The following is an 18,672-nucleotide window of genomic DNA, read 5'->3' on the forward strand; positions in this document are numbered from 1 at the left end:
CATGCAGGATCAATCAGAATATTCCGAGTTTCAGATGAATTTCGCCGGGCGGGACACCCTGACCCGCCTGGCGGATTTTCTGTTCGAGTGCGGCATGCTCCGCAAGACCCCGCGCACGGGCTACCAGTTCCTGGGCACGGGCGCGGAAAACGTGGCCGAGCATTCCTTCCGCACGGCCGTGGCCGGCTTCGTGCTGGCCACCATGACCGAGGGAGCCAACCCTTCCCACACGGCCATGCTCTGCCTGTTTCACGACCTGCACGAGGCCCGCACCGGAGATTTCAATTACGTGGCCCGCAAGTACAACACCAGCCGCCGCACCGAGGCCCTTCAGGACGCCATGGCCGGCACCGGATTGGCGCCGCTGCTTCTGCCCCTCTGGCACGAGCTGGAGGCCGCCGAGACCCCGGAGGCCGCGCTGGCGCAGGACGCCGATCAACTGGACCTGATCCTGAACCTCAAGGAACAGCAGGACCTTGGCAACCCCTATGCCAAGGCCTGGCTGGACAGCGCCCTGGAACGCCTGCGCACCCCGGCCGGCAGGGAACTGGCCCAACGCATCAGCGAAACCGACCACACGGACTGGTGGTTCAAAGGCCCGGACCGCAGCTGGTGGGAACGCAAGAACGGGAAAGGGTAGGGGGAGAGAGCGCCGGAATTGGGCAATCCAATGGCCACGTTGTGTCGATCGGGAACTCGGCCCCCCGCTGGTTCTCAGTACGTGTAGGGAACGCACTCTGGGGAAATGAATCAAACGTTGGAGCGGCGCCGGGATGGGGAACACGACGTTGCGCCTGTTGCGGCTCACAGTCTCCCTTGTGTTGACAACCAGTTGAATTGGAAATAATTAGTTACACTCCATCAAGTAATTCTTCCCGTAGTGTTGCGGTGCCATATGAAATTACTCATTCAAATCCCGTGCTATAATGAAGAGCAGACGCTTCCCCTGGTCTTGTCAAGTCTTCCAAAGCACATTGACGGGATAGATAGTATTGTCACGCAGGTCGTTGACGATGGTTCCACTGATGAAACCGTGCGCGTTGCCCAGGAGTTTGGCGTTGATTATATTGTGCGTCTGCCACACAATATGGGGCTCGCTGCCGCATTTCGGGCTGGGGTGGAAAATGCCTTGCGAAATGATGCGGATATTTTGGTAAACACAGATGGTGATAATCAATATCCTGGACGGGATATCGTGAAGCTTGTCCGGACAATGCTTGATGAAAACTCGGATCTGGTGGTTGGCTGCCGGCCAATCCGCGAGCATAAAGAATTTTCTCTTATTAAGGAGACATTGCAGGTCATTGGCAGCAAGGTGGTCCGCTTTGTGTCGAAGACGAGCATCCCCGATGCGACGAGCGGATTTCGTGCCTATAGTCGCAATGCAATGCTCCGGCTGAATGTTATTTCTGACTTTTCCTATTGCATTGAGACAATCATTCAGGCCGGATTGTCCAATATGAAAATTGATCATATTGAAATCGGCGTGAATCCAAAGACGCGTCCTTCTCGTCTGTTTCGTTCCATGGCCGAATATGTGTTCAAGCAATTGAAAACGATTGTGACCATGTTCATTTTGTACCGCTCCTCGCACTTTTTCGGGGTGCTTGCAGCGTTGCTGTTGCTGTTTGCACTGGCGCTTGTGGGGAGATTTCTCGTGGCTGTCTGGTGGTTCAACGCACCGCTGACAGCCTCCTGGCCCACCGTCACGCTTGCAGGAACCCTGTTCGTCATTTCCTCGTTCGTGTATCTCGCAGGGATTCTGGCCTCGTTGCAAGCCGCCCAGCGGAAACTGTCCGAAGAAACACTCTACCACTTGCGGTGCCTGAATCTCTCGGACAGACCTGCCAACTCTTGCGCCACCGCCAGGCATGAATAACATGGCGGGTGATCAGGGAGAAGGCGACTTGCAGGATTTGCGAATCCCCTTTTGGGGACGACAGTTCTATCGGCTGTATGATCTGCATTTTCCAACATATCGAACCCTCTACACGCTGTTGAAAAATGTTGCGGAGCGGCGAATCTCCCGCTGTTTGCGCCAGCATGTCAAAGCAGGAATGACTGTTTTGGATGTGGGGGCCAATATTGGCCACTACTCTGTGCAGCTTGCTTCCCTTGTTGGCCCGGGCGGGCGAGTCTGTTGTTTTGAACCCAGCGTGGAGAATTATGCGCATCTCGTGGATGCTGTTGCCGGGCGGGGTCAGGTTGAAGCGATCCGCGCGGCTGTGGGGGCAACGCCGGGGAGCGGAACTTTGATTCTTTCAGACCAGGGCAACATAGACCACCATCTTGCAGGCCCCGGGGGTGCAGGACAGGGAGAAGCGACAGAGATCGTTTCCATCGATTCATATTGCCAGCATGTTTCTTCAGTGGATTTTATCAAAATGGATATTCAGGGCTATGAGTTTGCGGCATTCCAGGGGATGCGAGACACCATAGCCAGGAGCAGTCGGCCCGTGGTGCTCTTTGAATATTGGCCCTTCGGACTTGCTCGGGCCGGATTTGAGCATGCCGCCCTTATTGAGCTCATTCGCAGCCTGGGGTTGGTTCCCCGATTGCTGGATGGTTCGCCTGTTTCTTCATTTATCCCGGAGCCTGAGAACTGGAAGAGTTATACGGATGTTGTCTGCGTGAAGGAATAACCGGGGCGATCCGTTCGAAATGGCGCGCGAACGAAAGTGGGTGTAGTGTATCTGGTTTATGGATAAAGGATGCTATTTGTGACTTTGCTTAGCAATTGCATGACGCTGCGTTGGGTGTGCGGTACGCCGAGAGACAGGGTCTTCTGGATTATCATTGCGCTTGGCCATCTGTACGGTTTGAGCTTGGGGGCAACCTTTTGGGTGGACTCTGAGGCGTATATTCTTAGTGCTGAATACTTTCGCGGAATCGACTCTGCTTCTCGTCTGCTTCATTCAGGTTTGTCCCTGGTGTATTCGCACACGCCGTGGGGAATGGGGCTTGTTTGGCGTGTTGTTGAGCTTTTGCCGCAGCATTGGATTTGGCCCGCACTGGCATTATTCCAACATGCGGTAGCTGCCCTGGCGCAAGGATATCTTTTCCTTACCTTGAATAAGGCATGGCCTTCGCGAGTACATCTTGTATTTTGTGCAACGCTTTCCTTTTTGCCTTTCTATCAGGCGATGCACAATGCGTTGATGACTGAGTCACTGAACAGTAGTTTTTGTGTTCTTGGTGCAGTCTTTTTACTCCGTATTTTGAAAGATATTGGTAATGGAAAGTGGGCATTTGGGCTCTTTTTGACGTGTTCTTCACTGGCTCTGCAGCTTCGAGTACAGTCAGTGCTTTTTCTGTTTTTTGGTTGTTGCGTGTTGTTATTCCTGAGGAAGATATCCATTCGGCAGGTGCTTGCAGGGGCCTGCGTCTGCATGTTGGCATTCTGGGCATTTCCTTTGTATAAATATGCCTTGGGCGGGGAACTTAAGCCGTTGAGCCTCACCGTCTGGCATCTTAATTTTGCAAGCCAATTCGCAAAACAAAATCCGCGGGTATTAAGGGACGAGGCCGTGGCTTTGGGGCTGCCGGCCATGCATGCGCCTGCATTTGGAGAGTATCTATCCAGGGAAGCGATAGTCGATATCGGTGATCAGTGGATTGGTGCTGGCATGTCAGAGAGCCAGGTTGAAGGCGCGGCAATCCGCATCCTGAATAAGGTAAAAGAAAGCAACGATTACACCTTGGTTCATCGCCTGGCAGGTGGGCTGGCTTCGTTTGGCGTTGTGAGTCCTCTTGCGATGTTGCCGGAGCATACGAGGTTTTGGGGGAACGCCCCGGCACGTTTTCAGGAAGCACAGTTGAAACATTATAGGTATTTGTCATGGGTCGCGCCTTCTGAAAGCGAGTATGCCGCGTTGACAGACAAGTATTTTTTCCCCCGGGCTGTCGGGGCCAGCAGTGAAAGATTGAATCATCCGAGGTTAACGTACGATGATTTTGCTGAGACCAAAGCGTTTTTCTTAAAAGTTTGGGGGCCATACCTTCGCTTTTCAGACGCATCATGGTTTCGCGACCCGTTATTGCTTGGTCGAGTCTGGCCTGATGTTTTTGTGTTGTTTGGTGTGGCAGGCATCATTTATTTAGGATGTAAGAGAGAGTGGTTTGCCGCGTATCTCGGTCTGTGTTACGCAGGAATTTTTTTCGTGTTCGCGAGTATTGATGCATTTACTATCAGAATGGCATACCTAACCATCGTGCTCTCATTTTGCGCTTCATCTCCGGCATGCGCTCTTCTTGCAAAGGGCTTTTGCAACCATGAGTCATCTTAATACAACGTTATTGTCCGCAGCGCTCCAGGATGCGTACCACTGGGGTGGCTGGGCCTTTTCCCTGTGCAATCGGGATCCCTCCTCGCCGGAGTTTGGGTGTTTTGACAGATATTTTTGGCATTATCGGACTGAACGCGAGTTTCCTGCCGCAACGTATCAGTATCTCGTTTTGGCGCTTGCCTGTTTGTATCTCGACCCGCGTTCTCCTTGGCATGGTCACGAGGCGCTGAAGGAATGGACCAGTGCCGGGTGTCGGTTCTGGGCATCCATGCAACGATCCGATGGTACTTTTGATGAGTGGCTCCCGCATGAGCAATCTCATGTTGCCACAGCGTTCAGCATGGCCATGATCACGGAGGCTTTGCTGCTTTTTCGCGATGCAGGCGAGCCGCTGGATCTCGACAAGAGTGTGTATGATGCGTTGGAAAAAGCTGGTGCATGGCTTTCCAGACACCATGATGCCGTTGTGCTTAATCACACTGCCGGTGCGGCCGCAGCCTTGGGCAATCTGCGCGAGCTGACTGGTGATGCCCGATGGCAGCGCGGATGTGATGCCGCATTGGATGTACTGGCGGCGCATCAGTCTGCGGAGGGATGGTTTTCGGAATACGGCGGTGCTGACCCCGGGTACACCAGTGTTTCCATCGACTTCCTGGCAAAGTACTGGCGGCGCAGTGGCGATACGCGGGCGGCTGCCATGGTGGGCAAGGCGCTGTCGTTTTTTGCGCACTTCGTTCACCCCGACGGCACTGTGGGGGGGGTGTATGGCTCAAGAAATACAAGATATCTTTTGCCGCATGGCTTGTTTCTTTTTCGCCACCTGCAGCCAGCCGCAGCCGCACTCCAGGGCTGGGCTGAAGGCCGGACGCACGGGAGGGGGCTGCTGCTGCATTGCCTGGATGATCGCTATCGTGGGTTCTTTCTGGCGAATCACCTGCAAACCCTTTTGGAGTTAGGCAACGCCTTATGCGACGATGGGGAGCAGCCATCTCCGGAACCTTGCAGGGCTATTCCTCAAGAAGTGTATTTCCCAGAAGCTGGAATGGTGAAAGCGGTGCGAGGCGACTTTGTCGTTCTCTGCAATATTCGTAAAAGCTGTTTGTTTGAAGTGTATTATGATGAGCGCTTCAGCTGTGCCGATGCTGGATATGTGTTGTGCTTTGGCGATGGAACCCGCGCTACATCGCAATGGTTTGATCCTCAAGCTACATCGCAATGGAACGCCGAAACCGGCGAGGCGTACTGTTCAAGCAGAATGGCCAAGATAAAGAAGCCGAATTTTTTTCATCGCGCGTTGCTGCCGCATCGAGTGTTAAGTCATGTTGTAGGGGGCTTCGGGCAGGGCGGGGCGTTCATCAATGAAAAAATCAAGGCTACATTCGTCAAGCCCAGGCAATATGCAGATGCCTCGCTGCACCGGCAGGTGACTGTACAGGCCAATGGAGTGGAAGTGCTGGATACATTGACCTGGGACAGGCCGTGCAAACAGTTGTTTTGGAGTGTCGGCTGGGGGCAGATGCATGTTCCCAGTTCGAATTTTCATGTCGCAGATCGTGAAGGGGGATCTTTTCTCGACATCAGCGGCCTTGCCGGCGTAAAGATACGCACCGTCATTGAAAGCGACGGGATCAAGAGGAGCGTGTTATGAAAGTGGCATTCATCGTGCCGTATTCTGAGAAAACCGGCAATGTAGCCCGCGATCTCGTCTATGGATGCTGGTGCAAGGGCGGGCGTATTGGCGGTACCTCGTTTCCGCCCATGCCTTTGTTGCATTGTGCGGGGATGCTCAATTCGGCCGGGCACGAGACACTCGTGGTTGATGCCCAGGCAGATGGGTTGTCGCTTCCGGAGGTTTCGCGGATAATTGCCGACTGCAATGTTGCCGTGATGCTGACTTCCACCACCACGCTGAATGATGATTGCGAGTACTTTGCGGCCCTGAAAAAGGCTGCGCCCGGCTTGATAACCATTGCGTATGGCGGGCATGTCACTGCGGAGCCGGAATCATCCTTGACGGACCCGCGGCGTCGCGGAGCCATTGACATCATCATCCGGCGTGAAGCGGAATGGGTGCTGCGAGATTTGATTGATGCCCTGAGTAAAGGCGATGCATCATGGAAGGATGTGCAAGGGCTGGCATTTTTGGATGAGGCTGGCACTTGCGTTGTCAATCCGGATTATCCACTGTGCCAGAACCTGGACCTCCTGCCCATTGCCGATCGCAGCCAGCTGGATCCGGACAAATATTTCAATCCAATCATCTCCCGCAGGCCGTTCACCACCATGCAAACCAGCCGGGGCTGCCCGGGGCGCTGCACCTTCTGTGCAAGCCCATACTTTTATGGCCGGGTGGAACGCGCCATGAGCCCAGAGCGGGTGCTCATGGAAATCGACTCCTGCGTGCAACAGGGATACAAAGAAATTTTTTTCCGGGATGAGAATTTTACCACCATTCCCGAGCGCGTTGCCGCGATATGCGAAGGCATCCTAGCCAATAAGCTGGATGTGACCTGGATCTGCTCCACCAGGGTTACCCATGTGAATCCGGAGATGCTCACTCTCATGCGCCGGGCTGGCTGCACCACGATCCGCATGGGCGTGGAATCCGGGAGCGATGAGGTGCTCAAGCGGATCGGCAAAGGTTCAAACACCAGCGTCATCCGTCAGGCGTTCGCCTGGGCTCGCCAGGCGGGGTTGCGTACACATGCCCACCTGATGATCGGCCTGCCTGGTGATACGAGAGAAACCCTTGATCGGACCATTGCCTTTGTCAATGAAATTGCGCCCACGCTGGTGACCTACGGCATCCTCACGGCGTATCCGGGCACGCCGCTTTTCGACTCGTTGCGAAAAAAGCATCCGGAAATCAAGGATGGCACGGACATCGACCTGACCCAGCTCCACACACAGCCGCTGTTCAACAAGGCCTTCTGCACGCTCTCCAATGAGGAACTGCAATGGTATGTGCGCCATGCGTACCGTTCGTTCTACATGCGCCCCAGTTACATCTGGGAACGCCTTAAGGAGGTCAGAAGCCTGGAGCAGTTCCGGCGCTATGTGAATGCCGGGGTGAAGGTGCTGCGTTTTTCGCGAGGCGGCGACTAGCCGGAGCCGTATTGTGAGCCATCAAACATTGCTGACACATCGGGCCGTCTGGAATGCCAAGGCCGGCCTGCGCAAGGTGTATGAAGGCGATTTCTTCCATCGCATTCGGACCAACATGGCCCCAGGGGGTAACTCCCTGGAGGTTGGGGGTGGGCCGGGACTGTTCAAGGCGTCGACGCCGGGCATTCTGTCGTCGGATCTGCTTCCCTGCCCCTGGCACGACCTCTGTTGTGACGCCCAGCGGCTCCCGGTGGCGGATGGCGCGCTGGACAATGTAGTGGGGCTGGATTTTTTGCATCACCTGCCGGACCCAGTGGCTTTTTTGCGAGAGGCTGTCCGCGTGTTGCGTCCCGGTGGCCGTCTGGTCATGGTGGAGCCCTGGATTTCCCCATTGGGGTACATGGTGAACAAATTCTGTATGCCTGAGGATCTTGATCTCGGGTGGCGGCCGGGTGATCCTCTGCTGCGCAGCACTCGCCCCAAAAAGCCTTTTGATGGCAATTCTGCTGTTCCGTACCTCCTCTTCCGCAATCAAGGGAACACACCAACTGTGGTGCAGGATGCGATGCGTGTGGTGGCTTTCGAGCGTTTTGGATTCGCCGCGTACCTGCTGAGCATGGGGTTCCGCACACAATCCTTTCTGCCCGGCTGGGCCTACGGCCCCCTCAGTGCCCTGGAGCGCGCGACGGCGCCGGTATGGCGGGGGGCCTGTGCCCTCAAGGCGCTTATTGTGTTGGAGAGATTGTCGTAATGTGCGGCATTTGCGGCTTTGTTGGCTTCAGGGATGACGCACTGCTCCAGTGCATGATGGCACGTTTACAGCATCGCGGGCCAGATCAGGCTGGCGAGTACTGTACTGACCAGATCAGCCTGGGCCACCGTCGCCTCTCCATCATAGATCTCACCACCGGCGGCCAGCCTATTTTTAATGAAAATGGCATGGTTGTGGTGGTCTACAATGGCGAGATCTACAACTATATCGAGCTGCGGCAGGACCTGGAGCGACAAGGGCACCGATTCACGACCGCGACAGATACAGAAGTCATTGTCCATGCCTATGAAGAGTATGGCCCGGCCTGCGTGGAGCGGTTCAATGGCGAGTTTGCCTTTGCGCTGTGGGATGCGGCTACGCAGACCCTGCTGCTCGCGCGGGACAGATTGGGCATTCGACCCTTGTTTTATTGGACAGACGGTGCACGTCTGGCGTTTTCCTCGGAGATTCGTTCGCTGCTGGCCTTGCCGCAGGCCAGAGGCCCGCTGTCTGCCGAGGGGCTCGGCGCGTATCTGACGCTGCGGTATGTGCCGGAATCCGGCACGCTGATCGAGGGTGTGCACTCGCTCCCACAGGGAACAGTGCTCTTGCATCGCAACTCGGGCACTGCCACGCACCAGTATTGGACCCCGCTGCCGGCTGCGGTCCAGGCGAAAACAGAACGTGAATGGGAGGAAGGCTTCCGTGAGCTGCTGGAAGACAGCGTCCGCCTCAGAATGCGCGGCGACGTGCCCATCGGTGCCTATCTTTCCGGCGGAATAGACTCTGCGTCCATTGTAGCATTGATGCAGCGGCACAGCGATCTCCCCGTACGGACGTTCACCATTGGCGGATTTGGCGCCGAGGTGGACGAGCTGGAGGCTGCCGCGGCCTTGTCCCGGCACATCGGGACCATGCACACCACCCTGAGCGTGGATGCCAGCCAGTACAGCCTGTTGTCGAAGGTGGCTGCCTCCATGAGCAAACCTATTGGCGATGCCATCACGTTGCCAACCTGGCTGCTGGCGCGCGCCACAGCACAACACGTCAAGGTGGTGCTCTCGGGGGAGGGGGCGGATGAGATTCTGGCCGGATACGTGCATCACTTGGCGTTGAAACGCGGCAACGCCTTGCGCCAGGTGTTGCCGGGCTGGATATTTCTGCTGGCAGCCAGGGGCCTGGGCTGGGTCTCGGGTGGCTGGCTGGACAAGTTTTTCCCGTACCCCGCGGCGCTTGGCGAAAAGGGTAAGCGCAAGCTGCAGCAGCTTGCAAGCGCTCTGGCCCGACGCGACGTGGGCGAACAGTATTTGCGCATCGCGGCGCTTTTTTCGGAAGAAGAAAAGCGCGGGCTCCTCGCGGGAGGCGCGGGCGCTGCCTGGGCAGGGGACCAGCGGCTGCTTGCCCTGTTGCGGGGGCGCCTCCACGGTGGAACGGGTCTACTGAGCACGCTGCTGCGGTTTGACATTGAAAACTGGCTGGCGGATTATACCCTGGCCAAGCAGGATGCCATGGCCATGGCGCACAGCCTGGAGGCGCGCGTACCCTTCTTGGACCATCGTTTGGTGGAATACTGCCTCGCGGTTCCAGATGGGCTTAAAATCCAGGGCCGCCGGAACAAGTGCATCCTCCGGGAGGCCATGCGGGGAATCCTCCCGGACCAGACCGTGGACGCGCCGAAAAAGGCGTTCTATATCCCGTTCGAACGGTGCTTTGGCAGGGATTTTGACGACTATGTGCGGGATGTGCTGTTGAGCCGCCGGTGCCTGGAACGAGGCATCTTCAACGCCAAACGCCTGACCGAACGGCTCGGTACCGTGCGCTCCGCAGAGCTGGTGGACAACAAGCAGGTCATGGCCCTGCTTATCTTGGAGTTGTGGCTCCAGGCGCACGTGGACGAGGTGGCAGCATGAGCAGCAAGAGTCGGAGCTCCCGCAAGGATATTGGACGATTGGAGTCAAGAACGAATTAATTATAATAGAAAAGTAGTACGTAGATGGATTGCCGCGCTCCAGGTTGCGGTTTTTTTTGGCCCCAACAGGGGAGGGTGGTGATGTTGAGTTAGATTTGTAGTTGGGAAAGCAGGCGATTTTTTCTTGATGCCGCAAGCGAAGAATGATGCTGTGCGTGAAGGATTCTGCAATGACCGTTAAGTGGTGTTGAGCATGAAAGGCCGCCAGGATCGCCGCTGGTGCCAGTCTGGGATACTCCACAAGTCAGTGAAGAACGGAAGGATTATGTATGACCGTAAAGCTTGAAGAACTGCTTCAATGCCCTGATTGTTGCCTCCCCCTGGCGTGTGGGGAGACAGAACATAGTTGCTCGAACTGCCAGCGAACATTTCCTGTGCGAGATGGCATCCACATTTTAATGCCATCAACGCAACTTCCAGTTCCAGCCCTGTATACAGATCCAGAGTACAAACGGTATGTAGACAATATCGATAAAATTCATGCGGTACATTACAAATCGGGATCGTTGACAGGCATGATTGAGGCGCGTGTCAAAAGCCGCATGCAGCGGTTGTCACAGGAGATGGTCCCGCCTTTTTTAGACCTGGGGTGTGGTACCGGTACTGGCTTTAGTCGAATTGGGGACGATGCAGATATAATTGGCGTGGATAATAATATAGAGTTGTTGCGTAAATGCAAACAACTTCATCCTCAAGCAACACTTATTTGTTGCGATTGTCGAAAAGCACCTCTGGCAGACAATGTCATTGGGAGCATGTTTAGCATCGACACCCTTGAACATGTATTTCACTTAGAGGTCTTTGTAGAATCAATGGCTCGAATGCTGAATGATGACGGTCGGTTGATAGTAGTGATTCCAACCGAGGGCGGTTTGGCGTGGAGCCTGGGAAGGGCGTTGCTGACGTCACGCCGGAATTCGAAGTTGTTACAAGTCAATTATAACAAGGTAATTAAGATCGATCATTGCAACACTGCGTGGGCAATTGACAATGCACTAAATAAGTATTTCCACGTGTTGGAAATGGTGCAATATCCTTTTGGAATGGGCAGTGTGCATGTTAATGCTGCATTTATGTATAAACTGGCAAAGCGCAAGCCTGCGACTGGGGAGCTGCTCGAATAAGTAAGGCGATGTCTGGCAGTGTATTCTATTGGTTTGCCTGGTCGAAGCGAACCACTGCCTGCATGTTTGATGTCTGCAATCCTGCAACCCGTGCGATGACATCGCAGAAAGAAAAGCAGGATAGCGACAAGAAGTTTATAGTTGCAAGCGGGCTGAGTAGCTTTCTGACAATCGGATGGCGCGCGGATGCCATCGCCCGGATGGAATAAACCCAGATGACCGGCGCCAGGAGAAAGTTGAATTCCTCAACACGAAACCCATGATTGGCCAGGAGTCTGGTCAATGAAGTGGTGTTGAACAGGTTGAGGTGGCGCGGGAAGTAATAGCCCCCCCAGGCGCCCGTCTTGAAGAAGGCTCTGTCGTAGCCGTCCGTATTGGGCGTTTCAATGAGCATGTAGCCTGCAGGATTCAATATCCTGCGGGTGTTCTCCAGCACCTGCTCAGGTGCCCACAGGTGCTCGATCAGTTGCGTCATGATAATCAAATCAAAGTAGCCGTCCGGGAATTCCAGCTCTTCGGCAAAGGACTCCTTGAAGAAGATCTGCTGCGCGTGGAACTGCTCACGCGTGTGCGGGGCAAGCTGGATATCAGCCCCCCACAATTCTGCAGACGGGTGGGCGGCGCGGATTGACTGCAATAACTGGCCGTCACCACAGCCCAGCTCCAGTATCCGGACGCCAGGGCGAAGTATGTGGGAAACGCGTTTGAGCCGGGCCAATGCGATGCGGCGTTTGAGTTCGCCTATGCCTTTCGCGCCTGACTGCGCACTGAACTGCGCGCCGTAATTGGCGGGGTAGATCAAGTGGGCAGACTCCCGGCGCGGCCTGGGGCAAAGATAAAGGTGGCCGCAGGCGCTGCAGGCAACATAGGAAAACTCTTGTTCCGAGGTCTGATAAATCGTGTCCACGCCTCGGGCAATTTCGGCACGCTGCGATGCACCGCAAATCACGCAGGATGGTTCTTCAAAAAGAATGGTCTTGGTCATTTTGTTGCGCCATTTGTGGAGCAGAGCGAGTCGATTTCAGCGGAATTCTTGATGGTTGGGTGCTCAGTATAGGATACAGGGTAGCTGTCAAACTGAGATAACGGCGCGAGATACCGCTCTTGGAACTCTGTATCTTCAGCAGCAAGACAGACTGGAGAATTCTTGGCAAACTGTGAGAAACGCTGCATCCGGGCCATGATTTCCGCAACAGATTCGGTGCGGACATTGCCAAAGGAAATAGGGTTGACGGAACAGCCGAAAATGTCCCCAAAATTGCTGATCGCAATTTTCTCCTTTCCGGCAGGGCAGCACTGGCGAAGCTTGTAGCTCATGGCCCAGTCAAACGTCATGAGCGGCTCTCTCGAGAGATGCGTGCGGACCATGTCGTGCTCTTCTTTGGAGAGCGGCGGATTGCCTTCCCAGGAGCCAACAGGTGCAACCTGACCGCCAGAGGTCTTGATGCCAAGCTTCTTGGCAAATTGCTGCACCGCAATACCTTCTTCGACATAGCCAGGGAAAAAGACCATGCCGATTCGAATATCCAGACCAACAGATTTGGCATTTTCGATTCCAGCCATGACAGCGTCATAGTGGCCGACCTGCCCGCGAATGCGATCATTTTTTTCGCGATCAACATTGTCGAGGCTGAAGCAAAGCGTGTGGAGCCCTGCGTCGCGTAATTCCTGGCAACGCTCTCGACTAGCCAAAAGACCGTTCGTTACAACAAGCGCAAGAAATCCGCGTTGTTTGAAAATCCGTATAACGTCAGACAGTCGGTTATACGTTAGCGGCTCCCCGCCTAAAATGTTGACGGAAAATGCGCCGAGCTGAGAGGTTTGTTTCGCAATGGACTCGTATTCCTGAAGAGAAAGCGGCGCGCCCTGCACTTTTTTGTACTTCTCAACGGAACACATCTTACATGCAATATTGCACGACATGGTTGGGAAAATTTCAATGGTTTTAAGCGTTGGTCGGTTCAGGACCCAGGCGCGGAAAAAGCCCTTCGCGATTTTCCCGAGGATGCTCGGGTTTTTGATTATCCATAGGTTTGCCAAATACTTATTAATGTCATTCATCATGGCTCCGAGATTATTTGTGCTGCGGCAAGGGTAACAGTGCCGAGGTTGCATCCAAGGACGGCGCGGCTTTTACTTAGTAAAGCAATATTACCCGGACAGCAACCAGGATAAACGGTTAATTTTCATTTGGTTATGTGTATGTGTCATCGGGGGCGGGGCTTGGTCCGGGGCGAAATCACATGGGCTTCTCGGCTTTTGCTAACAAGCAGAAAACTGTGTCCCAAGCGCCACCATGAGGCGTCGCAAACAGGAAGCGCGTGAGGCGGAATTTTCGATCTACTGTGTCCAATCCGTCATGGGCATGTCGGAAAGGACCTGGCCTTCGCGCAGGGGCAGGCGGACCAGGAAGGTGGAGCCCTTGCCGGGTTCGGATTCGGCCCAGATGCGGCCTCCGTAATGTTCGACAATCTGACGGCAGATGGTCAGCCCCAACCCAGAGCCACGCAGGGCCGACGGCAGATTGGAGGCTTCTTCTGTCTGGTAGAACTTGTTGAAGATATGGGGGAGAGAGGCTCTTGGGATGCCTACGCCGGAATCCTGCACCCGGATCAGCAGGTGGGCGCGAGATTCGGCCCGCGCATGTATGCGGATGATCCCCTGCGGGGTGAACTTCACGGCATTGGACAGCAGATTCACCAGCACCTGGGCCATGCGGTCCCCATCCGCAACGATGGTCGGCAGGTTGTGCTGCAGTTCCAGTTCCAGACTGAGGTTGGGGCGCGAGGCCAGCTGCGGGGAGAGCGTTTCCACTGCGTTGTGAATGAGTTCCTGCACGTCTAATGGCTGATCGCGCCATTCCATGCTGCCGGATTCGATTTTGTTCAGATCCAGCAAGTCATTCACCAGCCGGGCCAGCCGTGCGCCCTCCGTTTCAATGATGGCCAGATTGTCCAGGATTCGCTTGGCCTTGCCCTGAATGGACGGGTGTTCTTCCGTCAGTGGCAACAGGTGGCGGATGACGTCCCGCTTGATCAGCTTGACGAAGCCAAGGACGGACGTGAGCGGCGTGCGCAATTCGTGCGAGGCCGAGGAAAGGAACAGGGATTTGAGCTGATCCATCTCCTGCAGCCGGGCGTTGGCCAGGCGCAGCTCCGCGGTTCGGGCCTCCACCTGCCGTTCCATATCGTCCCTGGCGCTGCGGAGCGCTTCTTCGGCGGCAACGCGTTGGGTGATGTCGCGAATGGATTCGATGGCGCCGATGATTGCGCCGGATTCATCTCGCAACGGCGAGGCAATGCCGTGCACATGCGCGCCTCGCCCCCCATCCAGGTGCGGGACAAACACATCGGCAATGTATGTGTCGCCCCGGCGTTCCAGCGCACGGTACCGCTCATGTGGGGCTTGGTCCTCGGCGAAAAAAAGATCGATAAGTAGTGGTTTCGGCTGCTTGTAAAATGCCAATGAGTACTCTTGGCTCCCCTTCCCCAGCATTTCCTCCTTGCTGAGACCAGTCATCTCCTCCATGGCCTTGTTCCAGAACACCACGCGCCGGCTGGCGTCGACCACAAAGGTTGCATCAGGGAGAAATTCAATTATATCGCGCAGTTGTCCATTTATTTTCCGGAGCGCCGCATCTGCTTCCATGTGACTGGTCACATCCTCGACAGCGCCCTCATAGCAAACGTCCCCGGTCACCGGATCGCTGGTCAGCCGCGCAACAAGTTTGGCCCAAATCAGACTGCCGTCCCTACGCCGCAGCTGCGTCACCAGAGGCATGGGGGCTTCGTCATTGCGCAGGCTCTGCCGCCAGTGCTCCAATTCGCGGGTATTCACGAACAGATCGGAAAACTTTTGTTGTTGCAGGGATTGCAGCTCTGTGTGGCCAAGCATTTGCAGCAGGGCAGGGTTGGCTACTGTCAGCTCATTCTCGAACGACCATCGGAAAATTCCCAGCGGCAGCCCTTGAAAAAAGCGGGTCAGATTCTCCTGGCTCTGGCGGCTGCGTTCCCACAGCAAGGCCACGGCGATGCCAATGGCATGGAACAGGATGAATTGGTATGAAAAGCGGTATAGCTTGATGGATATCTGGGCGCTCGGATCTGTCATGAGCGGTGCACCGGCCACCAGTGCCGAGGCCAGTGCAACGCCGAGCCCACCCAGCCTGCCCCAGGTAGTGGCAGCCAGAAGAATTGGAAAGATAAAGGAATACGAGAGGATTTCCTGCCACAGACCGTTCAGGCTCTCCAGGAAAAGGAGGTACAGCCCCAGGCCCAGCCAGGATAGAATCAGGGCCGCCTTGAACAGGTGCCTGCTGCGGGGCGAAAGAAAAAGAGCATGCAGGAGGGCATGGCCAGAAGACTTTGCTATGGGGGGACGGTGCGTCATAACTCCCTGCATCTCCACACGAAAGCCAGGATTGATATTCCCGGGGGGCCGTGAATGGCTGTCGCAGCGGGGTGAGAAGGATACTGCCATAAGTCGAGAAATAAGCAAAGTGTGGAAAACGCGGACGGAGGCGCGGAAGCACAGGAAAAGTCAAGCACAACAAATTCACGCTGCTGTAACCAAAAGGATTGCTCGTGAACTATTTCACCTTGACACAAACGGAACGAGATGGGAAAGAAGAACGCGCAAGTACAGCGGGACGTCCTGCAATCACTAACCTTTCAGAGGTGGTAGAGGGATATGGAGGAGAAGCGCGCGCACAACGCTGACACCGGCGGCCAGAGCACGGTCCTGGGCGGGTTCTTACCCCTCGGGCTAGGCTTGGTCTTGTCTCTGCTCGTAGGATGGTGGCTTTTCCCAAAGCTGCTTTTCAGCGAACAGTCCCAGCCAATCGCCTTCAACCACAAGATTCACAAGGAAGAGGCAGGCATGACGTGCACGGACTGCCATTACTTCCGTGCAGATGGTTCTTTTGGCGGTATTCCTGAGACCAAGGAATGCGCGGACTGTCACGAATCTCCCATTGGCAGCACGACCAAGGAGCGGGAGTACGTGAACGAGTATGTGAAGAAGGGACAGGAGCCGGATTGGAAAGTCTATCAGATGCAGCCTGACAACGTCTTCTTCAGCCATGCCGCCCACAGTCTGGAGAATTGCGGCCAGTGCCACACTGACTGGACCGAAAAGCAGCTCTGCAGCGCTGCCGGGTGCCATCCCGACCTCGGCGATTCTGAAACGACGCCCAAGTTCTCGTCCAACCGGATCACCGGATACAGCGCGAGCACCATGAAGATGTGGGCGTGCGAGTACTGCCACGCCTTGCCGGATCACCGCGCCTACAATGACAAAAACAACGCGTGCTTCGCGTGCCATAAGTAGAGAGGGCGGCGCAATGGGAATCGATAGACGCAGCATAGTCAAACTCCTGATTGGCGGGGCTGTGGGGAGCGTGTTCACCCCCATCCCCTGGAAGCTCACCGACGATATTTCCATCTGGACCCAGAACTGGTCCTGGGTGCCCAAAAATATCGATGGCAAGGACGCCTACGTCCCCACGGTCAGCAAGCTGTGCCCCACCGCCACTGCCATGCTCGTGCGCACGGTGAGCGGCCGCCCTGTCCGGACCATCGGCAACCCCGAGCATCCCCTTTCCGGCGGCAAGATTTCGCCCCTGGCGGCCACGGAAGTGCAGATGCTGTACAGCCCCTCCCGGATCAAGCGCCCCCTGCGCAAGACCTCGGACGGGGCCTGGAAGGAAATCTCCTGGACCGACGCCCTGGCCCTGCTGGATGAAAAGCTTGGCTTCATCAAGGGCTCTGGCGCGCGTCTGGCCGTGATCTCCGGGGATCAGACCGGCACGATCAACGAAGTCCTCTCCGCGTTCGTGAGCCTGATGGGCTCCAAGCAGTTCTTCCTCATGCCCTCCGATGCCCAAACCCTGGCCAGCGCCTGGGAACTCATGGGCGGCGCCGGTGTGCCCGGGTTCGAAACCGCAGGCAGCGATTTCGTGCTGGCGCTTGGCGCGGATATCCTGGAATCCTGGGGGCCTGCCACGAGGACCCGGCGCGCCTACTCCGCGGCGCGTCCCCACGGCGAAGCGCCCATGGCCAAGTACGTGTATGTCGGCCCCAGTCAGACCAACACCGCCGTGGGGTCGGATCTTTGGGTGGCTGCGCGTCCTGGTTCGCAGGCTGTGGTGGCCCTCGGGTTGGCAAACCTGCTCATCAAGGCAGGCTTCACTTCGCAAGCCGCTGATTTTGCCGCGTTCAAGGCCCTGGCGGCCAAGTTTGAACCGGCCGTGGTGGCGCAGATGTCCGGCGTGTCCGAAGACAAACTGACCATGCTGGCCGAAGGACTCAAGTCCGCCAAGGCGCCCGTGGTTATCCCGGGCTCCGAGTTCGGCCAGGGCGGCAGCCCGGCAGCCGTTGCTGCGGGGATGGCCCTGAACCTGCTGCTTGGGGCGTTCAATCAGAAGACCGGCCTGCGCGCCGTGCCTGAGTTTGCTCCGGTGGTGGAAAAGGCCATGCCTCGCAAGGCGGTCATGGCCAATGACCTGGTCGCGTACATGCAGTCCCTGGCTGGCGACGACAAGGCCAAACCGGACGTGCTGATCACGTACGAAGCCAACCCCGTGTACGCATTGCCCTTGGATGTGGCGGCCACGTTGGCCAAGATTCCTTTCAAGGTCGCCATCGCCCAGTTCATGGACGAAACCGCCACCATGGCGGATCTGGTGCTGCCTTCGCCCCTGGGGATCGAACGCTACGACGACGTGGCCACGCCTGCCGGCTGCGGTACGGCGGTCTACTGCCTGAACAAGCCTGTTATCGACGCGGTGAATCCTGGGGCGAACATTCATGGCGGCGACGTGATCCTGGGTATCGCAGCCAAGCTGAACGCCAATCTGGGCTTCAATTCCTTCAAGGACGTGCTTGCAGCCAAGGCCAAGGCCGTTGGCGCCAATGCTGCAGACCTGGCAGCCGGCAAGCCGTTCGTGAGCGATGCGGTGACCGGTGGCCAGCCCTCCATGGCGGCCGAGGCCATTGCCAAGAGCCTGGAAATCAAGGCCCCTGAAGCCGGCCTGACCCTGGCCGCGGTGAACAAGCTGGGCTTCGGCACGGCCACCACGGCGGTGCCCCCGCAGAACCTGAAGCTCATCCGCGAGTTCGAGCTGACCGGTACCCTGCTGTATGTGCACCTGAACAAGAGCACGGCCAGCAAGGCCGGGGTGGCGCAGGGGCAGAAGGTCACGCTCAAAGGCGCATCCGGCGTGAAAATCCCCGCTGTGGTCAACATCAGCGAAATGGTCATGGATGGCGTGGTCATGGCCCCGTGCAACTTCGGGCACACGGCCTTTGACGAATTCGCCAAGGACAAAGGCGCCAACGTGGCCAAGCTGTTCGCGGCCCAGGTCGAGCCCGGCTCCGGCCTTTCCATCTGGACCCAGACCGGCGTCGCAATTGAAAAAGCCTAAGGGGAAGGATCAGC

At 56.4% G+C, this 18,672-nt stretch carries 14 protein-coding genes; 11 read left to right on the forward strand and 3 right to left on the reverse strand.

The window, feature by feature from the left end:
• Position 1 precedes the first annotated feature (1 nt).
• The 9 genes from ACYQ00_RS19750 to ACYQ00_RS19790 all read left to right on the forward strand — a co-directional run bounded on the left by ACYQ00_RS19750 (position 2) and on the right by ACYQ00_RS19790 (position 11,235).
• Positions 2–640: an HD domain-containing protein gene (locus ACYQ00_RS19750; RefSeq protein WP_460033777.1), complete on the forward strand. Its 639-nt coding sequence runs from the start codon at positions 2–4 to the stop codon at positions 638–640.
• A gap of 255 nt (positions 641–895) precedes the next feature.
• Complete coding sequence (locus ACYQ00_RS19755; protein ID WP_460033778.1) at positions 896–1,879, forward strand: glycosyltransferase family 2 protein; 984 nt, start codon at positions 896–898, stop codon at positions 1,877–1,879.
• 1 nt (position 1,880) lies between these two features.
• Positions 1,881–2,642 carry an FkbM family methyltransferase gene (locus tag ACYQ00_RS19760; RefSeq protein ID WP_460033779.1) on the forward strand — a complete coding sequence of 254 codons (762 nt, stop codon included), beginning with the start codon at positions 1,881–1,883 and terminating at the stop codon, positions 2,640–2,642.
• A 78-nt stretch (positions 2,643–2,720) separates the two neighbouring features.
• Entirely contained in the window at positions 2,721–4,286 is a 1,566-nt protein-coding gene (locus tag ACYQ00_RS19765) for a hypothetical protein (protein WP_460033780.1), read from the forward strand.
• On the forward strand, positions 4,273–5,934 hold the full coding sequence (locus tag ACYQ00_RS19770; protein ID WP_460033781.1) for an ulvan lysase-like protein: 1,662 nt from the start codon (positions 4,273–4,275) through the stop codon (positions 5,932–5,934). The genes ACYQ00_RS19765 and ACYQ00_RS19770 overlap by 14 nt, the downstream gene beginning before the upstream one ends.
• The gene (locus ACYQ00_RS19775; protein WP_460033782.1) at positions 5,931–7,391 is read left to right on the forward strand and encodes a B12-binding domain-containing radical SAM protein; all 1,461 of its coding nucleotides are present in this window, start codon (positions 5,931–5,933) and stop codon (positions 7,389–7,391) included. The genes ACYQ00_RS19770 and ACYQ00_RS19775 overlap by 4 nt, the downstream gene beginning before the upstream one ends.
• A gap of 13 nt (positions 7,392–7,404) precedes the next feature.
• A complete protein-coding gene (locus ACYQ00_RS19780) occupies positions 7,405–8,142 on the forward strand; it encodes a class I SAM-dependent methyltransferase (protein WP_460033783.1) in 738 nt (245 codons plus the stop codon).
• Complete coding sequence (asnB, locus tag ACYQ00_RS19785) at positions 8,142–10,052, forward strand: asparagine synthase (glutamine-hydrolyzing) (protein WP_460033784.1); 1,911 nt, start codon at positions 8,142–8,144, stop codon at positions 10,050–10,052. The genes ACYQ00_RS19780 and asnB overlap by 1 nt, the downstream gene beginning before the upstream one ends.
• A gap of 328 nt (positions 10,053–10,380) precedes the next feature.
• Positions 10,381–11,235, forward strand: coding sequence for a methyltransferase domain-containing protein (locus tag ACYQ00_RS19790; protein ID WP_460033785.1), 855 nt, complete (start codon positions 10,381–10,383; stop codon positions 11,233–11,235).
• A gap of 25 nt (positions 11,236–11,260) precedes the next feature.
• Here the strand turns inward: ACYQ00_RS19790 and ACYQ00_RS19795 are convergent, their stop codons facing one another.
• From ACYQ00_RS19795 to ACYQ00_RS19805, 3 genes are all read right to left on the reverse strand, one after another.
• Positions 11,261–12,220 (reverse strand): class I SAM-dependent methyltransferase, encoded by a 960-nt coding sequence (locus ACYQ00_RS19795; RefSeq protein WP_460033786.1) that lies wholly within the window; start codon positions 12,218–12,220, stop codon positions 11,261–11,263.
• Positions 12,217–13,299 carry a radical SAM/SPASM domain-containing protein gene (locus ACYQ00_RS19800; RefSeq protein WP_460033787.1) on the reverse strand — a complete coding sequence of 361 codons (1,083 nt, stop codon included), beginning with the start codon at positions 13,297–13,299 and terminating at the stop codon, positions 12,217–12,219. The genes ACYQ00_RS19795 and ACYQ00_RS19800 overlap by 4 nt, the downstream gene beginning before the upstream one ends.
• Before the next feature lie 276 nt (positions 13,300–13,575).
• On the reverse strand, positions 13,576–15,624 hold the full coding sequence (locus ACYQ00_RS19805; RefSeq protein WP_460033788.1) for a sensor histidine kinase: 2,049 nt from the start codon (positions 15,622–15,624) through the stop codon (positions 13,576–13,578).
• Positions 15,625–15,924: 300 nt separating this feature from the next.
• Here ACYQ00_RS19805 and qrcA point away from each other — a divergent pair, with 300 nt between their 5' ends.
• Together qrcA and qrcB are read left to right on the forward strand one after the other, a co-directional pair.
• Complete coding sequence (gene qrcA, locus ACYQ00_RS19810) at positions 15,925–16,563, forward strand: menaquinone reductase multiheme cytochrome c subunit QrcA (RefSeq protein WP_460033789.1); 639 nt, start codon at positions 15,925–15,927, stop codon at positions 16,561–16,563.
• Between the two features lie 13 nt (positions 16,564–16,576).
• Positions 16,577–18,658 (forward strand): menaquinone reductase molybdopterin-binding-like subunit QrcB, encoded by a 2,082-nt coding sequence (gene qrcB / locus ACYQ00_RS19815; RefSeq protein WP_460033790.1) that lies wholly within the window; start codon positions 16,577–16,579, stop codon positions 18,656–18,658.
• Positions 18,659–18,672 lie beyond the last annotated feature (14 nt).

Source organism: Megalodesulfovibrio paquesii, from assembly GCF_054653055.1.

Excerpts from the sequence above, each read along its gene's own strand:
- ACYQ00_RS19750 (WP_460033777.1), top strand. The coding sequence starts at position 2 with ATGCAGGATCAATCAGAATATTCCGAGTTTCAGATGAATTTCGCCGGG.
- ACYQ00_RS19755 (WP_460033778.1), top strand. The coding sequence starts at position 896 with ATGAAATTACTCATTCAAATCCCGTGCTATAATGAAGAGCAGACGCTT.
- ACYQ00_RS19760 (WP_460033779.1), top strand. The coding sequence starts at position 1,881 with ATGGCGGGTGATCAGGGAGAAGGCGACTTGCAGGATTTGCGAATCCCC.
- ACYQ00_RS19770 (WP_460033781.1), top strand. The coding sequence starts at position 4,273 with ATGAGTCATCTTAATACAACGTTATTGTCCGCAGCGCTCCAGGATGCG.
- ACYQ00_RS19775 (WP_460033782.1), top strand. The coding sequence starts at position 5,931 with ATGAAAGTGGCATTCATCGTGCCGTATTCTGAGAAAACCGGCAATGTA.
- asnB (WP_460033784.1), top strand. The coding sequence starts at position 8,142 with ATGTGCGGCATTTGCGGCTTTGTTGGCTTCAGGGATGACGCACTGCTC.
- ACYQ00_RS19790 (WP_460033785.1), top strand. The coding sequence starts at position 10,381 with ATGACCGTAAAGCTTGAAGAACTGCTTCAATGCCCTGATTGTTGCCTC.
- ACYQ00_RS19795 (WP_460033786.1), bottom strand. The coding sequence starts at position 12,220 with ATGACCAAGACCATTCTTTTTGAAGAACCATCCTGCGTGATTTGCGGT.
- ACYQ00_RS19800 (WP_460033787.1), bottom strand. The coding sequence starts at position 13,299 with ATGATGAATGACATTAATAAGTATTTGGCAAACCTATGGATAATCAAA.
- ACYQ00_RS19805 (WP_460033788.1), bottom strand. The coding sequence starts at position 15,624 with ATGACGCACCGTCCCCCCATAGCAAAGTCTTCTGGCCATGCCCTCCTG.
- qrcA (WP_460033789.1), top strand. The coding sequence starts at position 15,925 with ATGGAGGAGAAGCGCGCGCACAACGCTGACACCGGCGGCCAGAGCACG.
- qrcB (WP_460033790.1), top strand. The coding sequence starts at position 16,577 with ATGGGAATCGATAGACGCAGCATAGTCAAACTCCTGATTGGCGGGGCT.